The organism is Cryobacterium glucosi (assembly GCF_004402235.1).
In the GTDB taxonomy this organism is placed as follows: Bacteria; Actinomycetota; Actinomycetes; order Actinomycetales; family Microbacteriaceae; genus Cryobacterium; species Cryobacterium glucosi.
The window spans coordinates 188,121-206,897 of record NZ_SOFS01000012.1 but is presented as its reverse complement, the minus strand read 5'-3'; the positions used below and the strand labels follow the sequence as shown (position 1 = coordinate 206,897).

Genomic DNA, 18,777 nt, shown 5'->3' with positions numbered 1-18,777 from the left:
TTCGTGTTCGATTCGGGGTAGAATCGGGGTATGGCAGGAGCTTGGGATCCCCAGTCACACACCCCGCAGGCACCCGGTTCCGGGGTCGCGGGAGATCAGCCCATCGCAGGCGTCAAGTCGGCCCATCCGGTTGCGGTTGTCGAGGGTTTCGAGGGCGCGGAGGGTCTGGCCGGGTCGGTGCCGTCGGTGCATGCGGATGCTGTCGCCCGGCTCGCCGAGGCCCAGGCGGTTCTCGCCGATGCCCTGGCCGCGATCCCGGTCGGGCTGCTCAGCGACACAGAAGCGGTCACGGCGCTGAGCACCGTGGAGGCGATCGGGCGGACAGTGGACGCGGCCAGGGTGAGCACGGCGACGGATGTGGACCGGAGGGCCCGGGTCCTCGGCCGCGAGGGCCTGGCCTGGCGGATGGGCTGCACGGGCCCGTGGGATGTCCTCACCCGGGTGACGCGGGTGTCGGCCCGGGAAGTGAAGCGGCGCACGAAGCTCGGCGACGCGGTGTTGCCGCGGCCGTGCGGCGGGAGCAGCTGGTTGCCGCCCTTGTTCCCGACGGTCGGGGCCGCCCTGGCAGCGGGGGAGATCGGGGTGGAGACGGCGGAGTTGATCGTGGCGGGTTTGCAGGTGATCAGTCACCGGGTGGCGCCGGATGACCTACTCACGGCGGAGCGGGCCCTGGTCGCCACGGCGGCGGGCCTGATCACCCCGGAGACGGAGAACCTGGCCGGGGCCGGTGTCCCGGTGACCACGGACCTGATCCGGGGCATGGTCGCGCAGTGGCAGGCAGCCCTGGACCCCGACGGGGTCCTCCCAACCGAGGACCTGTTCGAGGCAAAGTCCAACATCGGCTTCGGACAACTCAAGAACGGGTTGTACCCGGTGAAGGGTGGAGTGACGCCGGAACTGTTCGGGGTGATGAACACCCTCTTCGACGCCTTCCTCAGCTTCCACGCCCGCCCGGCGTTCCCCACCGCCGAGGAACAGGCGCTGATGGATTCGGGGCAGATGATTCCCGGCGCCGAGACCGCGGACGGCGAGAGCGACACGGGCCCGGATCTGGACGTGATCGAGGCAGAGCTCCGGGAGCGCCGGGCGGATACCCGCACGGGCGGGGAGAAACGCGCCGACATCCTCCGGGCGTTGTTCGAACACGCCGCCCGCGACACGGACACCCCGTCGATGGGCGGGTCGGCGCTGACGGTGATGGTGCACGTGAACGCCGCCGACCTCGCCTCGGGGGTCGGGGTCGGGTGGATCGACGGGGTCGAAGCCCCCGTGTCTTTGAAGACGGTGCATCAGCGCATCTGTGATGGCGGCTTCCAAGGGGTCCTGTTCGGCGAGCACAACGAGGTGCTCAAGCTCGGGCCGGAACGACGGTACTTCAACCGGGCCCAGCGCCGGGCGATTACCGCCCGGGACGGCGGCTGCATCATCCCCGGGTGCAAAGCCCCGGCGCACTGGGCCGAAGTACACCACGTGAAGCCCTGGGCCCAGGACGGCCCGACGACCGTCGACAACGGGGTCTTACTCTGCTGGTTCCATCACCACAGCATCGACACCTCCGGGTGGGAGATCCGCATGGTGAAGGGCTCACCGCAAGTGCGGGCCCCTGGGTTGATCGATCCGCAACGACTCTGGCGGCCACCGAACAGGCACCGCGCCCACCAGGTCCTCACCGGACCACCCAGACGCGACTAGAGTCCACCGGACACGGCGGCGCCTGTAGTGGAAGTGCTAGCCGCGGAGGCCGAGGATGGGCAGGACCTGGCTGAGGTCGCAGATGTCGATCGCGACATCCGCCTGTGCCCGCACGAGAGGCTTCGCGTTGAACGCGATGCCGAGACCCGCGACGTGCATCATCTTCAGGTCGTTCGCTCCGTCGCCGACGGCGACGGTCTGGGGGAGCGCGACGCCGAGTTCCGCCGCCCACTCCTGGAGGGTATCCGCCTTCGCGGTTGCGTCGATGATCGGCCCGAAGAGGTTGCCGGTGAGGTGGCCGCCGACGACTTCGAGCCGGTTGGCTCGCCAGTGGTCGATGCCGAGGCTCTCCGCGAGCGGATCGAGCACTTCGTGGAAACCGCCGGAGACGACCCCGATTCTGCTGCCGTGGGCATGCAGTCCGGCGATGAGCTCGTGCACGCCCGGAGTCGGGCGCACCAGGAGCCCGACGTCGGTGAAGACGCTCTCCGGCAGCCCGGCGAGGGTCTTCACCCGGGCACGGAGGCTCTCGGCGAAGTCGATCTCACCGCGCATGGCCTGCTCGGTCACCGCAGCGACGAGTTCGAGCGAGCCCGCAGCATCCGCCAGGAGCTCGATCACTTCGTTTTCAATCAGGGTGGAATCGGAATCGAGGACGACAAGGAAACGAGTGGGACGGGTCACGGGTGTACGTGCACGCCCTTGCCGACGACGGTGATGCCGGACTCGGTGACGCTGAAGCCGCGCGCGAGGTCACGGTCCCTGTCGACACCGACGGAGGCTCCGGCGGCGACGACGACGTTCTTGTCGAGGATGGCCCGACGGACGGTCGCGCCGGGCAGGATCTGCACCCGGTCGAAGAGAATCGAGTCCGCGATGTGGGCGCCGGAATCGATGGCCACCCACGGCCCGAGCACACTGCGCTCGATGTGGGCGCCGGAGATGACGCAGCCGAGGGACACGATCGAGTCGATCATCGTGCCGAGCGAACCACGCCCGTCACGGACGAACTTGGCCGGCGGCGAGTTGAGCTGCTGGCTGAAGATCGGCCACTTCTGGTTGTAGAGGTTGAAGACCGGGAGCGCGCTGATCAGGTCCTGGTGTGCCTCGAAGAAGGAGTCGATGGTTCCCACATCGCGCCAGTAGTACCGGTCGCGATCGGTGGAGCCCGGTACCTCGTTGCGCTGGAGGTCGTAGACACCGGCTTCGCCGCGGGACACGAAGTCGGGAATGATGTCCCCGCCCATGTCGTGGCTCGAGTCGGTGCGTTCTCCGTCACGCAGCACGGCCTCGATCAGGGCGTCGGCGTTGAAGACGTAGTTGCCCATCGAGGCGAACACCTCGTGCGGCGCGTCGGCGAGGCCGATCGCGTCCTTCGGCTTCTCGCGGAACTCCCGGATGTGGTCCGGAGTGGCCCCGTCGACCTCGATGACGCCGAACTGGTCGGCGAGGCCGATCGGCTGGCGGATCGCAGCGACCGTCGCCTGTGCCCCCGAGGCGATGTGGGCCGCGATCATCTGGCTGAAGTCCATGCGGTAGACGTGGTCGGCGCCGACCACGACGACGATGTCGGGCTTCTCGTCGTGGATCAGGTTGAGGCTCTGCAGGATTGCGTCCGCGGAGCCGGAGAACCAGCGCTTGCCGAGGCGCTGCTGCGCGGGCACGGACGCGATGTATGAGTTGAACAAGCCGCCGGAGACGTGCCAGGTCTGGGAGACGTGACGGTCGAGGCTGTGCGACTTGTACTGGGTCAGGACGACGATCTGGGTCAACCCGGAATTGATCAGGTTGGACAGTGCGAAGTCGATGAGCCGGTAGTTGCCGCCGAACGGAACGGCCGGCTTTGCGCGGTCCTCCGTCAACGGCATCAGTCGTTTGCCCTCGCCACCAGCGAGTACGATTCCAAAGATCTTCTTCGATGCCATGTCTTTACAGTAAGGGCATCCGGGGCCTGTGGCCACCCGAAAACGGTGTGTCGGATGCGATGCTGCGCTAGTTTTACTTTCATGCGAGTCGATCTGTTGACCAAGGAATATCCACCAGAGGTTTACGGCGGGGCCGGCGTGCACGTCGCTGAGCTCGTCAAGGCCCTCCGTACCGACATCGACGTCGTGGTGCGCTGCTTCGGTTCGCCCCGCGACGAACCGAATACCTTCGCATACGGCGTCCCCGCCGAGCTTGCGACGGCGAACGGCGCCCTGTCGACACTCGGCGTCGACCTGCTGATGGCCCAGGACGCCGCGGGCACCGACATCGTGCACTCGCACACCTGGTACGCCAACGGCGCAGGGCACCTCGCCAAGCTCCTGCACGGCGTCCCGCACGTGGTCACTGCACACAGCCTGGAGCCGCTCCGGCCGTGGAAGGCCGAACAACTCGGCGGAGGCTACCGGGTCTCGAGCTGGATCGAACGCACGGCCTTCGAGGCAGCGGATGCCGTCATCGCCGTCAGCGGGGGAATGCGGGCGGATATCCTCCGCAGCTATCCGGCACTCGACGAGTCCCGGGTGCACGTCGTCTACAACGGCATCGACCTCGAGGCCTGGAAGCCGACCGCGGACGAGGACATCGTCCGTTCGCTCGGCATCGACCCGACCCGACCCTCTGTCGTGTTCGTCGGACGGATCACCCGGCAGAAGGGACTCCCGTATCTTCTCCGTGCCGCAGCGTCTCTCCCGCCTGAGGTCCAGCTCGTGCTCTGCGCCGGGGCACCGGACACCGCAGAAATCATGGCCGAGGTGACCGCTGGAGTCAGGGCGCTCCAGGCCGAGCGCACCGGGGTTGTGTGGATTCCGGAACACCTGTCCCAGCACGACCTCTCCGCCGTCCTGACGGCCGGCACCGTCTTCGTCTGTCCCTCGGTCTACGAGCCTCTCGGCATCGTGAACCTCGAGGCGATGGCGTGCGGCCTCCCGGTTGTCGGTTCGGCGACCGGCGGCATCCCCGAGGTCGTCGACGACGGGGTCACCGGACGACTCGTGCCCATCGACCAGGTCAGTGATGGCACCGGCACGCCGATCGACCCTGACCGTTTCGTCGCCGACCTCGCCCGCACCCTCCTGGAGGTCGTCTCAGACCCCGATCGTGCCGCGGAAATGGGCAGGGCCGGCCGGATCAGGGCGGAGGAAAAGTTCAGCTGGAGCCAGATCGCCACGAGCACCCGGGAGATCTACGCCGGGTTGCTCTGAGCCCCGCCCGGCGTGCCGACGCCTCGGCGACGGCAGATAACATGGATGCATGGTCAACGTTCTTCAATTCACCGACGTCTCCGTCGTCCGGGCTGGCACAACCATCCTCGACTCAGTGAACTGGAGTGTTGATGACGATCAGCGCTGGGTGATCCTCGGCCCGAACGGCGCTGGAAAGACCACGCTCCTCCAGATCGCCGCCGCGATGCTGCACCCCACCCGGGGCACAGCCGAGGTGCTCGAGGAGCCGATCGGCGGCACCGACCTGTTCGAGCTGCGTCCGCGCATCGGCTTCGCGTCGACCGCGCTCGCCCGGAAGGTTCCGGCGGGTGAAAAGGTGATCGACGTCGTCATGACCGCCGCGTATTCGGTGACCGGTCGCTGGACCGAGGAATACGAGGCCATCGACGAGCGCCGCGCCCAGCGTGTCCTCCAGGAATGGCGCCTCGACCACCTCGCCGATCGCACCTTCGGAACCCTGAGCGACGGTGAACAGAAGCGAGTGCAGATCGCCAGATCGATCATGACCGACCCCGAACTGCTCCTGCTCGACGAACCGGCGGCGAGCCTCGACCTCGGCGCCCGCGAAGAACTCCTGCGCCTGCTCGGCGGTTATGCCCTCGAGCAGAGTTCACCGGCCATCATCATGGTCACCCATCACGTCGAAGAGATCCCCCTCGGCTTCACCCACGCCCTGCTTCTCTCTGGCGGACGCGTCGTTTCGGCCGGCCCCTTCGCGGAGTCGCTGACGGCGGACACCCTCACCGAAACGTTCGGCCTGCCGATCGGCCTGAGCGAGGACGCCGGTCGCTTCACGGCCCGTGCGGCCTGACGCTCGCTTCTGCTAGACTCGACAGTCGGTCCTCGGGCCGTGTAACTTTTTCCTGCCGCCGTTCCCCGGGCCATCCGGTCCGGACCGGCGCAACTCATATAAGGAAGTTTTCATGAAGTCTGACATCCACCCCACATATGCCCCCGTGGTCTTCCGCGACCTCGCGTCGGGTGCGACCTTCCTGACCCGTTCGACGGTCTCGAGCGCCAAGACGATCGAGTGGGAAGACGGATCCACCTACCCCGTCATCGACGTGGAAATCTCCTCTGAGTCGCACCCGTTCTACACGGGCAAGCAGCGCATCATGGACTCCGCCGGACGCGTGGAGAAGTTCAACTCCCGCTACAAGGGCTTCGGCAAATAAGACCGACGCACTCGAGCGCGATACACGAAAGGCGAGCAGCCACGGCTGCTCGCCTTTTCTGTACCCCGCGTTCCGTACCCCGCGCGGATGCCTGCGGTGCTGCTCGCGTTACCGCTCGGGCCACGCGCCGCTCGCGACGAACTTCGGGTCGCGTTCGCGGCGCATGTAGTCCTGGAAGCGCTCGGCCTGCTGCATGGACCACTGCACCTGCAGCTCGTGCAGTTCGGCGACCGTGCCCGGCAGCACGGCGACGTGGGCCTTCGCGATGGCCTGGGCGACCCTGCCCGCGGCGATCGCGTCCGCACCGGCGTCATGGGCGTCGTCGAGGGACACCCCGTAGTAGGCGCTCGTGACCTCGAGGGTGCGCTTGCCCTTGCGGTAGCGGTCCACCTGCTTGTCGATGACCAGCGGGTCGACGACGGGGGAGGGCGACACGAGTGGTGCGACCCCGTAGCGGATGGCCTCCCGGTTGAGCAGGGAGAGGTCGTACGGCGCGTTGTATGCCACGATCGGAAGGCCCCTGCTGAGCAGTTCCCGGATGGTCGCGACGATCTCGGTGACACCTTCGCCGGCGGCGCGCCCGTTCGCAACGGCCTGGGCCGTCGTGATGCCGTGCACGTTGGTCGCCTGCTCGGGGATCTCGATGCCGGGGTCGAGCAGCCAGTCGATGCGCTCGACGACGGCCCCTGAGACATCGATCACGGCCACCGTCGCCGAGACGATGCGACTCGTCTCCACGTCGATTCCGGTCGTTTCGAGGTCGAAGACGGCGAGGGTGTCACTCCAGTTGCTCATGGGGCCAGCCTAGGGCCGACCGCCGACATCCCCGGGCGTCGACGCCGCCCCGTCGCGCGAGTCCTGCGTAAACTGGAGGGGATGATTGTTCCTTCGCCATACGACGCCCAGCTCGCCCGGATCCCGGTGAGCGTTCACACCGTCCCGGTGCTCGGGACCGACACCCGCTACTGGGAGTACGGGGATCCGGCAGCGACGACGACGATCGTGATGGTGCACGGCTTCCGCGGCGACCACCACGGCCTCGAGCCCGTCGTCGCCCAGCTCGCGGGGTATCGCATCCTCTCGCCAGACCTGCCAGGCTTCGGCGAATCGGCGGCGCTCACGACCCTGGGACACGACGTGCCCGGCTACTCGGAGTGGCTCAGGGGCTTCGTCTCGGCGGTCGCCCCGACCGGGCGCACCGTGATCCTCGGGCACTCGTTCGGCTCGATCATCGTGGCCTCCGCCGTCGCGGGCGGACTGCCCGCGGATGTCGTCGTGCTCGTCAACCCGATCGCGGCGCCGGCCCTGTCCGGTCCCCGCGGAATCCTCACCCGCCTCGCGGTGTTCTACTACTGGTCAGCGGCCGCCCTACCGGAGCGGCTCGGCTTCGCCCTGCTCCGCAACCGCGTCATCGTGCGGGTGATGAGCATCGCGATGGCCAAGACCCGTGACCCCGCCCTGCGCCGCTGGATCCACAACCAGCACGACCGGTATTTCTCCGCCTTCTCCGATCGCCGGGTCGTGCTCGAAGCCTTCCGCGCGTCCGTCGGAAGCGACGTGAGTGAATTCGCCGCGCGCATTCCGCAACGCACCCTGCTGATCGCGGCGGACAAGGACGACATCACCCCCGTCGAGGCCCAGTACCGGCTGCACGCGCTGTTCCCGGACGCCCGTCTCTATGTCATCCCCAACGTCGGGCACCTCATCCACTACGAAGTTCCCGCCGAAGCGGCAGAACAGCTGCGCCGCTTCCTCGACGAGGCGGCGTCGGCATGATCGGCCCCGGCATGATCGGCCCAAGCAGGATCGAGTTGACAGCATGAGGATCGTTTTCGACTGCCGCTACACCCGGTTCGACCGGCACGACGGCATCAGCCGCTACACCTCCGAACTCGTCACCGAGCTGAGCCGGCTGCACGCCGTGACGATGCTCATCAGCGACCACAGGCAACTCGCGATGCTCCCCGCGCTCCCGTGGCAGCTCGTGAACGCGCCCACGAGCATCCGCGAGCCCCTCGTCGCCCTCCGCGTCAACCGGCTGCACCCCGACGTCGTCTTCAGCCCGATGCAGACCATGGGTTCGTGGGGCCGCAACTACAGACTGCTGCTCACCGTCCACGACCTGATCTACTATCGCAACCGCACACCCCCGCGCGACCTGCCCGCCTTCATCCGGCTGCTCTGGCGGTTCTACCACCTGTCCTGGTGGCCCCAGCGGATGCTGCTGAACCGCGCTGACGGTGTCGTCACGGTCTCCGAGACGACACGGGCACTCATGCTGAAGCACCGCCTCACCCGCAAGCCCATCACGGTCGTCCCCAACGCCGCCGGTGCCCTCGGCGAGGCGGCAGGCGCAGGGACGGGCGTGCGTCGCACCGGGCCGGCAACGGGCAGCCTCGTCTACATGGGCTCGTTCATGCCGTACAAGAACGTCGACACGCTCGTGCGCGCCCTCGCTGACCTTTCCGGCCATGACCTGCACCTGCTCAGCCGGATCGGTGACACGGAGAAGGCCCGCCTGCAGGGGCTCGCCCCCGGAGCGCGGATCGTTTTCCACGACGGCGTCTCCGACGCGGAGTACGTGTCCCTGCTCGATTCGGCGACGGCCCTGGTGACCGCGTCCCTCGACGAGGGCTTCGGGATCCCCCTCGTCGAATCGATGAGCCTCGGGATCCCGGTCGTCGTGAGCGACATTCCGATCTTCCGGGAGATCGGCGGTGAGGCCGCGCTCTACTTCGAACCGCGCGACGCCGGGGGGCTCGCGGCTGCCGTGCACCAGCTCGACGAACCGGGGGAGTGGGCGAAGCGCTCAGGGCTCGCCATCGACCAGGCCGCCCGGTACAACTGGGCGGACTCCGCGCAGATCCTGCTCCGCGCGATCCGGGAGACCGCTCAGCCCGAGTAGTGCGTGTTCTCCGCTAAACCGCGGATCGTCGCGTCGAAGTGCTCGAGCTCGAGCCGGCCGTCGGTCCAGAGGAAGTCGTGGACGGATCCGTTGGCGATGATCTCGTCGGGGTGCGGGCGCACGCCGGCGGTCAGGTAGCGGATCAGGGTTCCGATCACGCCGCCGTGGCAGACCACGAGTACCGCGTCACCCGGGAACTCCTCGGCCACGCGGCCGAGGGCCGGAAGCACCCTGTCGAGGACCTGTTGGCGCGACTCGAGGCCGGGCACCGGCATCCCGTTCGGGAACTGGCGCTGCCGTTCTGCGAACGTGAGGCCCTCGATGTGGCCGTGGTGACGCTCGGTGAGGTCGTCGATGATCTCCGGCCGCGGCAGGCCGAGTTCCCCCGCGATGATGCGGGCGGTTTCCGCGGCCCGGTCGAGCGGGCTCGAGACGATCTTCTCCCAGGCGGCGGAGCTCTCGGTCAGGCCGCCGTCGAGGCTGGGCGCCAACCCCGCGCGGCTGCGCTTGAGGAGCCGCAGGCCGGTCTCGGCGGCCTGGGCCCGTCCCGTCGAGTTCAGTGGGATGTCGGTGCGGCCCTGGATCCGGGTGGCGAGGTTCCAGTCGGTCTGGCCGTGTCGGACGATCGAAAGCCTGGTCTGCAACCGGTGCATGGTCTCGCGTGGCCCCTGTCTGCGCTGTCCTGTCTGGCGCTGTCCCGTCTGGCGACCAGGACCTCCTCTACCCCGTGAGGCGTTCGGCGAGCCCGGCCAGCACCTCGGAGGTGCCGGCTTCCAGCTTAACCAGTGCGCGCGCGTCTCCCTTGGTCACGCCCCGATTGATGACGATAATCGGCAGTTTGCGCCGGCGGGCCTGTTCGAGCAGTCGGATGCCCGAATTCACCGCGAGAGACGATCCGGCGACGATGAGCGCCTGGGCCCCGGCGACGAGGGCGGTGGCCTCGACGAACTTGACCGTCGGCACGAGCTCGCCGAAGAAGACCACGTTGGGTTTGAGCATCCCGCCGCAGACCGTGCACGCGGGGATGACGAAGCCCGTGAGGTCGGTGACGTCGGCGTCACCGTCCGGTGCGAGACGGGCGGAGTCCAGCCGCCGCAGGGACGGGTTGTCGGCTTCGAGGCGGGCCGCGATGCTCTCCCTGTCGAAGGCCTGGCCGCAGCCGAGGCAGACGACGAGATCCATCGAGCCATGCAGGTCGACGACGTGGCGGGAACCGGCCCTGGTGTGCAGCCCGTCGACGTTCTGGGTGATCACGCCGGAGATGACACCATGGGCCTCGAGGGCGACGAGCGAACGGTGCCCGAGGTTCGGCTCAGCTGCGCGGAACCGACGCCAGCCGAGGTGGCTGCCCGCCCAGTACCTGACCCGGGCCCTGGGGTCGTCGATGAAGGTCTGATAGTTCATCGGGGTGCGGACCGGCGCGCCCTTCCCCCGATAGTCGGGGATGCCCGAATCCGTGCTGAGCCCGGCGCCGGTCAGCACCGCAGCACGCTTTCCGCGCAGGAGTTCGGCGACCGTGTCAAGGGTGTCGGCCGAAACCTCGCCCGCGACGGGAATCGTCTCGGTGGTCATAACGCTCCGTCCTGTCCACTCCGAGTCTAAGCTGGCCAGTTTTCGTCCTTGTTACAGAACACGGGTACGTGACCTCGAGTACGTGACCGGGTGAGACAACTGGCAGTCTGGACGTGTTCTCCTTCGAAAGGCAAATCACCGTGCAGATCATCCCCATCGACTCCCTCGACCTTCCCGGTCTTGCCGACTACTCCCAGCTCACGGATGTCGCACTCCGGCGGAAGTCCGAACCGGCGGGCGGCCTGTACATCGCCGAGTCGACCAAGGTCATCGCGCGCGCCCTCGAGGCCGGACATCGCCCCCGCTCGGTGCTCCTGCAGGAGCAGTGGCTGCCCGACGCCCTCGAACTGCTCGCCGACTGGCCGGACGTGCCGATCTACGTCGGCGCGGCATCCGTGCTCGAAGAACTGACCGGGTACAACCTGCACAGGGGGGCACTCGCCGCGATGCACCGACCCGTGCTCGCGCCGGTGTCCGATCTGGTCAGGGGCGCCCGCCGGATCGTGATCCTCGAGGACATCGTCGACCACACCAACGTCGGCGCTATCTTCCGCTCGGTCGCCGGACTCGGCGCCGACGCCGTTCTGATCACCCCGCGCTGCGCCGACCCGCTCTACCGGCGCAGCGTGCGCGTGAGCATGGGCACGGTGCTTCAGGTGCCCTGGACCCGGCTCCCCGAGTGGGACGAAGCCGTTCCTCTGCTGCACGAAGCCGGCTTCCACCTCGCAGCACTCGCCCTCGCGGACAACGCGGTGAGCCTCGACGACTTCGCGATCGACCCGCCGGAGCGGCTCGCGATCGTGCTCGGCGCCGAGGGCGACGGGCTCAGCAGGCAGGCGCTCTCTGTCGCGGACACGGTCGTCACGATCCCGATGCTGCACGGCGTCGACTCGCTCAACGTCGCATCCGCGAGCGCGGTCGCACTGTACGCGCTGCGCTGACCGGGACTGCGCCGCGCCGCGGTGTCCAGCGTTTCCCTATCCGTGGATCGGTAAAGTGAGCGGATGCCTTCCGCGAGTCGTTCCACCATCCTGCGTCGCCGATTCGCGGTCCTCGGGGGCCTGCTCGTCGTGATCCTCCTCGGGGGCTACTTCGCGACAACGAGTGCCGCAGCACTTCCAGCGTCGTCAGCGACGCTCACGCAGCCTGCCGCGCTCACCCAGCCGGCGACGGCAATGAAATGGCCGGGAATCGGGGAGGGCGCGATCGGCGCCGTGGGCTACGACGGGGTGCTCGGCTCCAACGGCAGCCAGGCCGCCGTGCCGATCGCGAGCATCACCAAGATGGTCACCTCCCTCGTGCTGCTCGAGGCGAAGCCGCTCGCGGCCACCGAGGCCGGTCCCGACGTGAAGTTCACCGACGCCGATGTGCAGATCTACTACGACGTGCTCGCCCAGGACGGCTCGGTCGCCCCCGTCGTGTCCGGGATGGTGCTGAGCCAGCGCCAGGCCCTCGAGGGCATGCTGCTGCCCTCCGCGAACAACTACAGCATCACCCTCGCGAACTGGGCGTTCGGTTCTGTCGACGCGTATCTGAAGGTCGCCAGGGCCTGGCTCACCGACCATGGCCTGACCGGGACCACGATCGCGGACACGAGCGGGATTTCGCCGCTGAGCGCCAGCACGCCGGCCGACCTCGTCGAGATCGGCAAACTCGTGCTGAAGAACCCGGCGCTCGCCTCGATCGTCTCGGAGAAGACGGCCACGCTGCCGACGATCGGGACGGTGACCAACACCAACGAGATGCTCGGCGAGCACGGTGTCGACGGCATCAAGACCGGGACGACGGACGAAGCCGGCGCGTGCCTGCTCTTCTCCGCGGACTTCACCGTCGGAGACACGACCGTGACCCTCGTCGGGGTCCTGCTCGGCGGGACCACCCACGACACCCTCGACGCCGACATCGGGCGGCTCATCGAGAGCGTCAAACCCGGCTTCCGTGAGGTCACCCTGACCGAAGCCGGTGCGTCCTATGGAGCGTACGCGAGCGTCTGGGGGCAGAACGGTTCGGTCGTGGCCGCCGAGAAGGCATCCGCCCTCGTCTGGTCTGACACGGCCGTCACGGGCGTCGCAACGGCCCGTTCGGTCGGGGTCGGCTCGGACGGAGACGCCGTCGGGTCTCTCGACTTCGTGGTCGGCACCCAGAAGATCAGTGTGCCCCTGGTGCTGGACGGCACACTCAGCGATCCCGGACCCGGCTGGCGCTTCACGCACCCTGGCGAACTGCTCGCGTCCCGCTGACGCCTCTGCGCTGTGTGAAGAGCTGGGCTACTTGACGGCCTGGCGGAACGGCCCGGCCTCCGGGCGTTTGGGCAGCACGTGGTCCCCGGACGACTGGTGCCTGATGCGGCGCAGCACCCACGGCACGAGATACTCCCGCGCCCAGACCATGTCCTCGCTGCGCGCCTGGCGCCAGGTCTGCGCGGGCAACGGCTCGGGCTCGGAGGGTTCGAGACTGTTGGGCACGTTGAGCACGTCAAGCACCATCCGGGCGACGGTGTGATGTCCGAGGGCGTTCAGGTGCAGCCGGTCGGGCGCCCACATCCGTGCGTCCTGGATCTCGGTGAGGGCCCACAGGTCGGCGACGACGCAGTCGTAGCGCGCAGCGACGGCACGGATGTTCTCGTTGTAGATCGCGATCTTGCCGCGGATCCCGCGGAAGACCGGGGCGAACCCGACATCGGCGCCCGTGAACAGCACGATCGTGGCTCCGTCGCGGCTGAGCAGGCGCACGGCCTCATCGCACCGGGCGGCGATCTCGTCGGGGTCTGACCCCGGTCGGATCACGTCGTTGCCGCCTGCCGAGAAGGTGATCAGGTCCGGATGCACGTCGAGGGCCTGCTCCAGCTGCTCGTCCATGACCTGCCGGATCAGTTTGCCGCGCACGGCGAGATTCGCATACGCGAAGTCCGTCGAGCCCTGGCTGAGTACCTCGGCGACGCGGTCTGACCAGCCGCGGAATCCTCCCGGGCACGCGGGCTCGGGATCCCCGACACCCTCCGTGAAGGAATCGCCGACGGCTACGTACCGCGACCAGGGATGCAATGGCGTTGTCATCAGTCCATTCTCCTCGTTTGCACGAAACTGTCGGTTCACCTTGCTAGGTTCTATTGAAGTGACTACCTCAGCAGCGTTCGAACCGAACCAGGGAACGAGTGCAGCCGAACACCTGTCCCCGTCGTTCCCCGGCCGGGCCGCCTGGGGTACCGCGACCAAGCTGCGCGCCTGGCAGGAAGAGGCCTTGGCCGCCTATTTCGTGCACCAGCCCCGTGACTTCCTCGCCGCCGCGACACCGGGAGCAGGCAAGACCACGTTCGCACTGCGGCTCGCCTCCGAGCTTCGTGCGCGGCACCTGATCGACCGCATCACCGTCGTAGCCCCGACCGAACACCTCAAGCGCCAGTGGGCGGATGCCGCCGCTCGCGCGGGCATCCGCCTCGACCCCTCGTTCAAGAACGCGGACGGGCGTTACGGCAACCACTTCCACGGTGTCGCCGTCACGTACGCTCAGGTCGCCAGCCGGGCCGCCCTGCACCGCGAGCTCACCCAGTCCAGCCGCACCCTCGTCATCCTCGACGAGGTGCACCACGGGGGCGACGCCCTCAGCTGGGGCGATGCGATCCGGGAGGCCTTCGAACCGGCGACCCGCCGCCTCTCCCTGACCGGGACCCCGTTCCGGTCAGACACCTCGCCCATCCCCTTCGTCAGCTACCTGCCGGACGAGCACGGCATCCGTCTCTCGCAGAGTGACTACAACTACGGCTACGGTCGCGCCCTTGCCGACGGCGTCGTGCGCCCGGTCATGTTCATGGTCTACGCCGGGCACATGAAGTGGCGCACGCGTGCCGGCGACGAGATGGAAGCCAAACTCGGCGAGGGCAACACCAAGGACATCACGAGCCAGGCCTGGCGTACGGCGCTCGAGCCGACCGGGCAGTGGATCCCCGCCGTGCTGCGCGCCGCTGACTCGCGCCTCACCCAGGTCCGGCACGGCATCCCGGACGCCGGCGGCCTCGTCATCGCAACGGACCAGTCAGCCGCACGCGCGTATGCCACCATCCTCGAGGAGATCTCCGGGGAACCGGTGACCGTCGTGCTTTCTGACGAGAAGGAGTCGAGCGACCGGATCGACGAGTTCTCGAAGAACACCCGGCGTTGGATGGTCGCCGTCCGGATGGTGTCAGAGGGTGTCGACGTTCCCCGGCTCGCCGTCGGCGTCTACGCGACGAGCGCATCGACACCCCTGTTCTTCGCGCAGGCCATCGGCCGCTTCGTGCGCGCCAGACGGCGCGGCGAGACGGCCTCGATCTTCCTGCCCAACGTGCCGAGCCTGCTGAGCCTCGCCAACGCCCTCGAACTCGAACGCGACCACGCGCTCGACCGGAGCAACAGGGACGACGGCGACGACGGGATGTACAACCCCGAAGACGCGATGGTCGCCGCGGCGAACCGGGACGAGAAGGGGTCGGACGGACTCGGCGAGGACGAGTTCACCTGGCAGGCGATCGACTCCCAGGCGACCTTCGACATGGTCATGTTCGACGGCGACGAGTTCGGCCAACTCGCCGAACCGGGAACGGACGAGGAATTCGACTTCATCGGCATCCCCGGACTCCTCGAGCCGGAACAGGTTTCTGAGCTGCTCCGGCAACGGCAGTCCCGCCAGGCCAAACGGTCGACCGACCGGCGAAAGAACCCGGTCACGGGCGAGATCGCCCCCGAGGAACCGCCGCCGCTTTACCGCACCCTCAAGGAACAGCGGACCTTGCTCGCGAGTCTCGTGGGCATGTGGTCGAAACTCGCGAATGAGCCGCACGGGATCGTACACGCCGAACTACGGCGGGTCTGCGGGGGACCCGCAGTTGCCCAGGCGAGCGTGACCCAGCTGCAGAACCGGATCGACTTGCTGCGTCGCCGCCTCGGCCGCAGCTGAAGCCACCGCCTCGCGCGATCGATCCTCGATCGTTACCCGGTCAGGGCGCAGACCCTTGCGTCAAGGAATGATTCGTCGCATAAGCTCTTAGGGACGAAAGAGTGTGACTGATGGAACCGAAGAAAGCCGAAATCGACAGGGTCGACCGGGCATTGCTGAAGGCCCTCTCGGTCAACGCGCGAGCCTCCGGCGCCGCACTGGCTGCCGAGATCGGTGTCGCCGAGTCAACCGTGTCGCTCCGGTTGCGCCGGCTCCAGCAGCTGGGCCACATCCGCGGGTACCGGGCGAACATCGACCTCGCAGCCCTCGGAGCCTCCCTGCAGGCGCTCATTTCGGTGCGGCTCGTCAAACACGCCCGGGTGCAGATCGACGACTTCCGTAATGCCGCTCCGCACTGGCCCGGCGTCATCGGTCTCTTCCACACCGCGGGGGCCGACGACTACCTCCTGCACGTCGCGGCGGCGAACGCGTCCGCGCTGCGTGACTTCGTGCTCGAACATCTCGCCGAGCATCCTGCTGTCGCGCACACCGAGACCAACCTCATTTTCGAGTACGTCGACGGTGACGGCTGGCAGGACCTCGTCAACTAGTCGACGACCGTCCCCTCACTGAGCGCGGTGACGGTGCGGAAAGTCTTCCGGCGGGCGCCCGGTCGCCAGGATCTCGGCCGGTCGCCTGCCGGCGTCAGACCACGGTCCGGCCAGGCCCAGCACGGCGAGGGTGCTGGTCGGCATCGGTATCCACGTTCCGGTGAGGAGTTCGGCGAGGCCGGTGATCCCGGGATTGTGCACGACGAGAACGACCGTGTGGTCCTCGTCGGGAAGCTCCCTGACGACGTCGAGCAGTTCGTCGGCGGATGCCGCATAGCCGCGGCTGTCGACCACGGTCGGCGGCGATTCCGTCAGTTCACCCTCGGCGATTTCCCAGGTGCTGCGAGCGCGGTGCGCGGGGGAGACGACCGCGAGATCGATGTGCCCGATATTGCGGGCGAGCCACGCTCCGGCGAGCGGCGCCTGGCGCAGTCCCCGTTCGGCGAGCGGGCGCTCGAGGTCGGAGACCTCGCCGGACCAGTCGGACTTGGCGTGCCGCAGCAGGATCAGGGTGCGCTCACTCATACCCTGAGTCTGCCACCGACGGCCGGACAGGTTGTGCGAAATCCGGCTCCTGACAGGGCGAACGGAATCTGGGATGATGCCCTCAGCGCACCTGAACGGACGACAGGGACCGGAGGCACATGACCAAGAACAGGCTGGAAGCGTTCAGCGATGGCGTGCTCGCCATCATCATCACGATCATGGTGCTCGAAATCCGGGTCCCGGAGGAACCGACCTGGCAGGGGCTCGTGACCATCCTGCCCACGCTGTTCAGTTACCTGCTGAGTTTCCTCTACATCGGGATCTACTGGAACAACCACCACCACTTGTTGCGCCTCGCCTCCGGCGTGAACGGCGGCATCCTCTGGGCGAACCTGCACCTCTTGTTCTGGCTCTCCCTGTTCCCCTTCGCTACGAGGTGGAGCGACGAGTCCGGCTTCGCCGAGGTCCCGGTCATGGTCTACGGGTTCACGCTGCTCCTGGCCGCCGTGGCGTTCTACATCCTGCAGCGGACCCTGATCCGTTACCAGGGCGCCGACGGAGCCCTCGCCACGGCCCTCGGACGGGACTGGAAGGGCAAGGGCTCGCCCTTCATCTACCTGGCCGGGATTCTGCTCGCCCTGGTGCAGCCGCTCGTGTCCATGGGCGTTTTCGCGATCGCCGCACTCATCTGGCTGGTGCCGGACCGGCGGGTCGAGCGTTTCGTCGGAGACGGCCGCGCAGACTAGGGCGGCGGCGAGAAAAGCTTCGGCTTAACGAAGTAATGCCCCCGCCGAAGCGGGGGCATTACTGGAGCTCTCTGGGCGAATGACCTCGGTCAGACGCAGTTCAAGCAGTGTGCTGATTCAGCACTGAGCAGAATCAGAGGGCGCGGATGTTCTCGGCCTGGGGACCCTTGGGGCCCTGGGTTACCTCGAACTCGACCTTCTGGTTCTCGTCGAGGGACTTGTAGCCATTGGAAGCGATCGCGGAGTAGTGCGCGAACACGTCGGCGCTTCCGTCGTCGGGAGCAATGAATCCGAAGCCCTTTTCAGCGTTGAACCATTTCACGGTACCTGTTGCCATTTTTGAAACTCCTCCAGGAGTGTTAGACCGACCCCGACTGTCGGGGCCGTTCGTCGCGGTATTCGTCGTCCGCTTCCGAAAGGAATACGCCGCATGGACCGAAGTCCGTGCGTTTTAAGACGTGCAAGCACTACAACTACTGGGACAAGACTAGACCACTTCGCTCGGTAAGAACCGGATTTGGGGCGAATTCGAGTCATAACCGTTACGTTTTATGAATATTTCGCCCGAACAGGGGCGGTATTCAGCCCACCTGTCAATCGACGGTCGCGAAGTCGATGGGCTGTTCGACCCTGCCGAGGAATGCGGCCTCGAGGTCGGCATACGACCGGACCCGGCCCAGGATGCGTTGCCAGGCCCTGGCGATGTCGGCCTGGTCCTCGTGCGGCCAGCCCAGGTGCTCGCAGATCCCGTGTTTCCACTCGACCGTGCGGGGGATCGTCGGCCAGTCCTTCATCCCGAGTCGCTCGGGTTTGACGGCCTGCCAGACGTCGACGTAGGGGTGCCCGACCACGAGGACGCTCCGCCCGTGCGGGCCACGAGCGACGTTCCCGGCGATCCGGCTCTCCTTGGACCCTGGTACGAGGTGGTCGACGAGCACGCCGACCTTCCTGCCTGGTCCCGGGCCGAATTCGGTGAGGAGTTCCTCGAGGTTGTCGACTCCCTCGAGGTATTCGACGACGACGCCCTCGATCCGGAGGTCGGCGCCCCAGACCTTCTCGACGAGTTCGGCGTCGTGCCGACCCTCGACGAAGATCCGGCTGCCGCGGGCGACCCGCGCGCGGGTCGCGGCCATGGCCAGGGAACCGGATGCCGTCCGGGCGCGTTGCTGGGCCGCCCTGGCGGGCACGACGAGCCTGACGGGCTCCCCGTCGATCAGGAACGCTGAGCCGAGGGGAAAGAGCCGGAGCGCGCCGTGCCGGTCCTCGAGGGTCACGATCTGCTTCTCGAGGCGCACGATGGCGCCGCAGAACCCCGTGGCGACTTCTTCGACGACGAGGTCGCGGACGGCGTCGTGGGTCGGGATGACCTTCCGTCCCACCTCGCGCCAGCCCGGCCTCAGGGCGTCCTGTCCGTATCGATCGTCATTCACCCGTTCGACGTTAGCCGAAGACCCACGGGAGAGGGACGGC

The 18,777-nt window shown here is 67.6% G+C and carries 20 protein-coding genes; 11 read left to right on the top strand and 9 right to left on the bottom strand.

What is annotated here, in order from left to right; translation table 11 throughout:
* Positions 1-30 precede the first annotated feature (30 nt).
* The gene (locus tag E3O46_RS03640) at positions 31-1,692 is read left to right on the top strand and encodes an HNH endonuclease signature motif containing protein (RefSeq protein WP_134561127.1); all 1,662 of its coding nucleotides are present in this window, start codon (positions 31-33) and stop codon (positions 1,690-1,692) included.
* A gap of 36 nt (positions 1,693-1,728) precedes the next feature.
* Here the strand turns inward: E3O46_RS03640 and serB are convergent, their stop codons facing one another.
* A complete protein-coding gene (gene serB, locus E3O46_RS03635) occupies positions 1,729-2,376 on the bottom strand; it encodes a phosphoserine phosphatase SerB (RefSeq protein ID WP_134561126.1) in 648 nt (215 codons plus the stop codon).
* On the bottom strand, positions 2,373-3,617 hold the full coding sequence (locus E3O46_RS03630) for a glucose-1-phosphate adenylyltransferase (protein WP_134446608.1): 1,245 nt from the start codon (positions 3,615-3,617) through the stop codon (positions 2,373-2,375). Before E3O46_RS03630 ends, serB begins: the two co-directional genes overlap by 4 nt.
* A gap of 81 nt (positions 3,618-3,698) precedes the next feature.
* Here E3O46_RS03630 and glgA point away from each other — a divergent pair, with 81 nt between their 5' ends.
* The 3 genes from glgA to E3O46_RS03615 all read left to right on the top strand — a co-directional run bounded on the left by glgA (position 3,699) and on the right by E3O46_RS03615 (position 6,076).
* Positions 3,699-4,880 (top strand): glycogen synthase, encoded by a 1,182-nt coding sequence (glgA, locus tag E3O46_RS03625; protein WP_134446607.1) that lies wholly within the window; start codon positions 3,699-3,701, stop codon positions 4,878-4,880.
* A gap of 49 nt (positions 4,881-4,929) precedes the next feature.
* Complete coding sequence (locus tag E3O46_RS03620; RefSeq protein WP_134446606.1) at positions 4,930-5,712, top strand: ABC transporter ATP-binding protein; 783 nt, start codon at positions 4,930-4,932, stop codon at positions 5,710-5,712.
* A gap of 112 nt (positions 5,713-5,824) precedes the next feature.
* Entirely contained in the window at positions 5,825-6,076 is a 252-nt protein-coding gene (locus E3O46_RS03615) for a type B 50S ribosomal protein L31 (RefSeq protein ID WP_134446605.1), read from the top strand.
* Positions 6,077-6,184: 108 nt separating this feature from the next.
* Here E3O46_RS03615 and E3O46_RS03610 read toward each other — a convergent pair whose 3' ends face one another.
* Positions 6,185-6,871 (bottom strand): exonuclease domain-containing protein, encoded by a 687-nt coding sequence (locus tag E3O46_RS03610; RefSeq protein WP_134446604.1) that lies wholly within the window; start codon positions 6,869-6,871, stop codon positions 6,185-6,187.
* Positions 6,872-6,952: 81 nt separating this feature from the next.
* On the opposite strand from E3O46_RS03610, the gene E3O46_RS03605 reads away from it, so the two are divergent.
* Entirely contained in the window at positions 6,953-7,852 is a 900-nt protein-coding gene (locus E3O46_RS03605; protein ID WP_134561125.1) for an alpha/beta fold hydrolase, read from the top strand.
* A gap of 43 nt (positions 7,853-7,895) precedes the next feature.
* The gene (locus tag E3O46_RS03600; protein WP_134561124.1) at positions 7,896-8,981 is read left to right on the top strand and encodes a glycosyltransferase family 4 protein; all 1,086 of its coding nucleotides are present in this window, start codon (positions 7,896-7,898) and stop codon (positions 8,979-8,981) included.
* On the opposite strand, the gene E3O46_RS03595 is transcribed toward E3O46_RS03600, so the two are convergent.
* Both E3O46_RS03595 and E3O46_RS03590 read right to left on the bottom strand, forming a co-directional pair.
* Positions 8,969-9,625 (bottom strand): histidine phosphatase family protein, encoded by a 657-nt coding sequence (locus tag E3O46_RS03595; RefSeq protein WP_241975454.1) that lies wholly within the window; start codon positions 9,623-9,625, stop codon positions 8,969-8,971. The genes E3O46_RS03600 and E3O46_RS03595 overlap by 13 nt on opposite strands.
* A 76-nt stretch (positions 9,626-9,701) precedes the next feature.
* A complete protein-coding gene (locus E3O46_RS03590; protein ID WP_134561123.1) occupies positions 9,702-10,553 on the bottom strand; it encodes a Sir2 family NAD-dependent protein deacetylase in 852 nt (283 codons plus the stop codon).
* 140 nt (positions 10,554-10,693) lie between these two features.
* Here E3O46_RS03590 and E3O46_RS03585 point away from each other — a divergent pair, with 140 nt between their 5' ends.
* Entirely contained in the window at positions 10,694-11,494 is an 801-nt protein-coding gene (locus E3O46_RS03585) for a TrmH family RNA methyltransferase (RefSeq protein WP_134561122.1), read from the top strand.
* A gap of 63 nt (positions 11,495-11,557) precedes the next feature.
* Positions 11,558-12,793 (top strand): D-alanyl-D-alanine carboxypeptidase family protein, encoded by a 1,236-nt coding sequence (locus E3O46_RS03580; protein WP_134561121.1) that lies wholly within the window; start codon positions 11,558-11,560, stop codon positions 12,791-12,793.
* Positions 12,794-12,820: 27 nt separating this feature from the next.
* Here E3O46_RS03580 and E3O46_RS03575 read toward each other — a convergent pair whose 3' ends face one another.
* Positions 12,821-13,609, bottom strand: a complete 789-nt coding sequence (locus tag E3O46_RS03575; protein ID WP_134446597.1) for an SGNH/GDSL hydrolase family protein — start codon at positions 13,607-13,609, stop codon at positions 12,821-12,823.
* A gap of 58 nt (positions 13,610-13,667) precedes the next feature.
* Here E3O46_RS03575 and E3O46_RS03570 point away from each other — a divergent pair, with 58 nt between their 5' ends.
* Together E3O46_RS03570 and E3O46_RS03565 are read left to right on the top strand one after the other, a co-directional pair.
* On the top strand, positions 13,668-15,485 hold the full coding sequence (locus E3O46_RS03570) for a DEAD/DEAH box helicase (RefSeq protein ID WP_134446596.1): 1,818 nt from the start codon (positions 13,668-13,670) through the stop codon (positions 15,483-15,485).
* Positions 15,486-15,595: 110 nt separating this feature from the next.
* Positions 15,596-16,075, top strand: coding sequence for an Lrp/AsnC family transcriptional regulator (locus E3O46_RS03565; RefSeq protein ID WP_134446595.1), 480 nt, complete (start codon positions 15,596-15,598; stop codon positions 16,073-16,075).
* A 15-nt stretch (positions 16,076-16,090) separates the two neighbouring features.
* Here E3O46_RS03565 and E3O46_RS03560 read toward each other — a convergent pair whose 3' ends face one another.
* Entirely contained in the window at positions 16,091-16,600 is a 510-nt protein-coding gene (locus tag E3O46_RS03560) for a SixA phosphatase family protein (protein ID WP_134446594.1), read from the bottom strand.
* 119 nt (positions 16,601-16,719) lie between these two features.
* Between E3O46_RS03560 and E3O46_RS03555 the strand changes: the two genes are divergently transcribed.
* A complete protein-coding gene (locus E3O46_RS03555) occupies positions 16,720-17,307 on the top strand; it encodes a TMEM175 family protein (protein ID WP_134446593.1) in 588 nt (195 codons plus the stop codon).
* A 133-nt stretch (positions 17,308-17,440) separates the two neighbouring features.
* Here E3O46_RS03555 and cspE read toward each other — a convergent pair whose 3' ends face one another.
* Both cspE and E3O46_RS03545 read right to left on the bottom strand, forming a co-directional pair.
* Entirely contained in the window at positions 17,441-17,644 is a 204-nt protein-coding gene (gene cspE / locus E3O46_RS03550; protein WP_035840308.1) for a transcription antiterminator/RNA stability regulator CspE, read from the bottom strand.
* A 256-nt stretch (positions 17,645-17,900) separates the two neighbouring features.
* Positions 17,901-18,737 carry a DUF3097 domain-containing protein gene (locus E3O46_RS03545; RefSeq protein ID WP_134561120.1) on the bottom strand — a complete coding sequence of 279 codons (837 nt, stop codon included), beginning with the start codon at positions 18,735-18,737 and terminating at the stop codon, positions 17,901-17,903.
* Positions 18,738-18,777 lie beyond the last annotated feature (40 nt).

Coding starts and splice junctions, on each gene's coding strand:
- E3O46_RS03640 (WP_134561127.1), top strand. CDS start 31: ATGGCAGGAGCTTGGGATCCCCAGTCACACACCCCGCAGGCACCCGGT.
- E3O46_RS03630 (WP_134446608.1), bottom strand. CDS start 3,617: ATGGCATCGAAGAAGATCTTTGGAATCGTACTCGCTGGTGGCGAGGGC.
- glgA (WP_134446607.1), top strand. CDS start 3,699: ATGCGAGTCGATCTGTTGACCAAGGAATATCCACCAGAGGTTTACGGC.
- E3O46_RS03620 (WP_134446606.1), top strand. CDS start 4,930: ATGGTCAACGTTCTTCAATTCACCGACGTCTCCGTCGTCCGGGCTGGC.
- E3O46_RS03615 (WP_134446605.1), top strand. CDS start 5,825: ATGAAGTCTGACATCCACCCCACATATGCCCCCGTGGTCTTCCGCGAC.
- E3O46_RS03610 (WP_134446604.1), bottom strand. CDS start 6,871: ATGAGCAACTGGAGTGACACCCTCGCCGTCTTCGACCTCGAAACGACC.
- E3O46_RS03605 (WP_134561125.1), top strand. CDS start 6,953: ATGATTGTTCCTTCGCCATACGACGCCCAGCTCGCCCGGATCCCGGTG.
- E3O46_RS03600 (WP_134561124.1), top strand. CDS start 7,896: ATGAGGATCGTTTTCGACTGCCGCTACACCCGGTTCGACCGGCACGAC.
- E3O46_RS03590 (WP_134561123.1), bottom strand. CDS start 10,553: ATGACCACCGAGACGATTCCCGTCGCGGGCGAGGTTTCGGCCGACACC.
- E3O46_RS03580 (WP_134561121.1), top strand. CDS start 11,558: ATGCCTTCCGCGAGTCGTTCCACCATCCTGCGTCGCCGATTCGCGGTC.
- E3O46_RS03575 (WP_134446597.1), bottom strand. CDS start 13,609: ATGACAACGCCATTGCATCCCTGGTCGCGGTACGTAGCCGTCGGCGAT.
- E3O46_RS03565 (WP_134446595.1), top strand. CDS start 15,596: ATGGAACCGAAGAAAGCCGAAATCGACAGGGTCGACCGGGCATTGCTG.
- E3O46_RS03560 (WP_134446594.1), bottom strand. CDS start 16,600: ATGAGTGAGCGCACCCTGATCCTGCTGCGGCACGCCAAGTCCGACTGG.
- E3O46_RS03555 (WP_134446593.1), top strand. CDS start 16,720: ATGACCAAGAACAGGCTGGAAGCGTTCAGCGATGGCGTGCTCGCCATC.
- cspE (WP_035840308.1), bottom strand. CDS start 17,644: ATGGCAACAGGTACCGTGAAATGGTTCAACGCTGAAAAGGGCTTCGGA.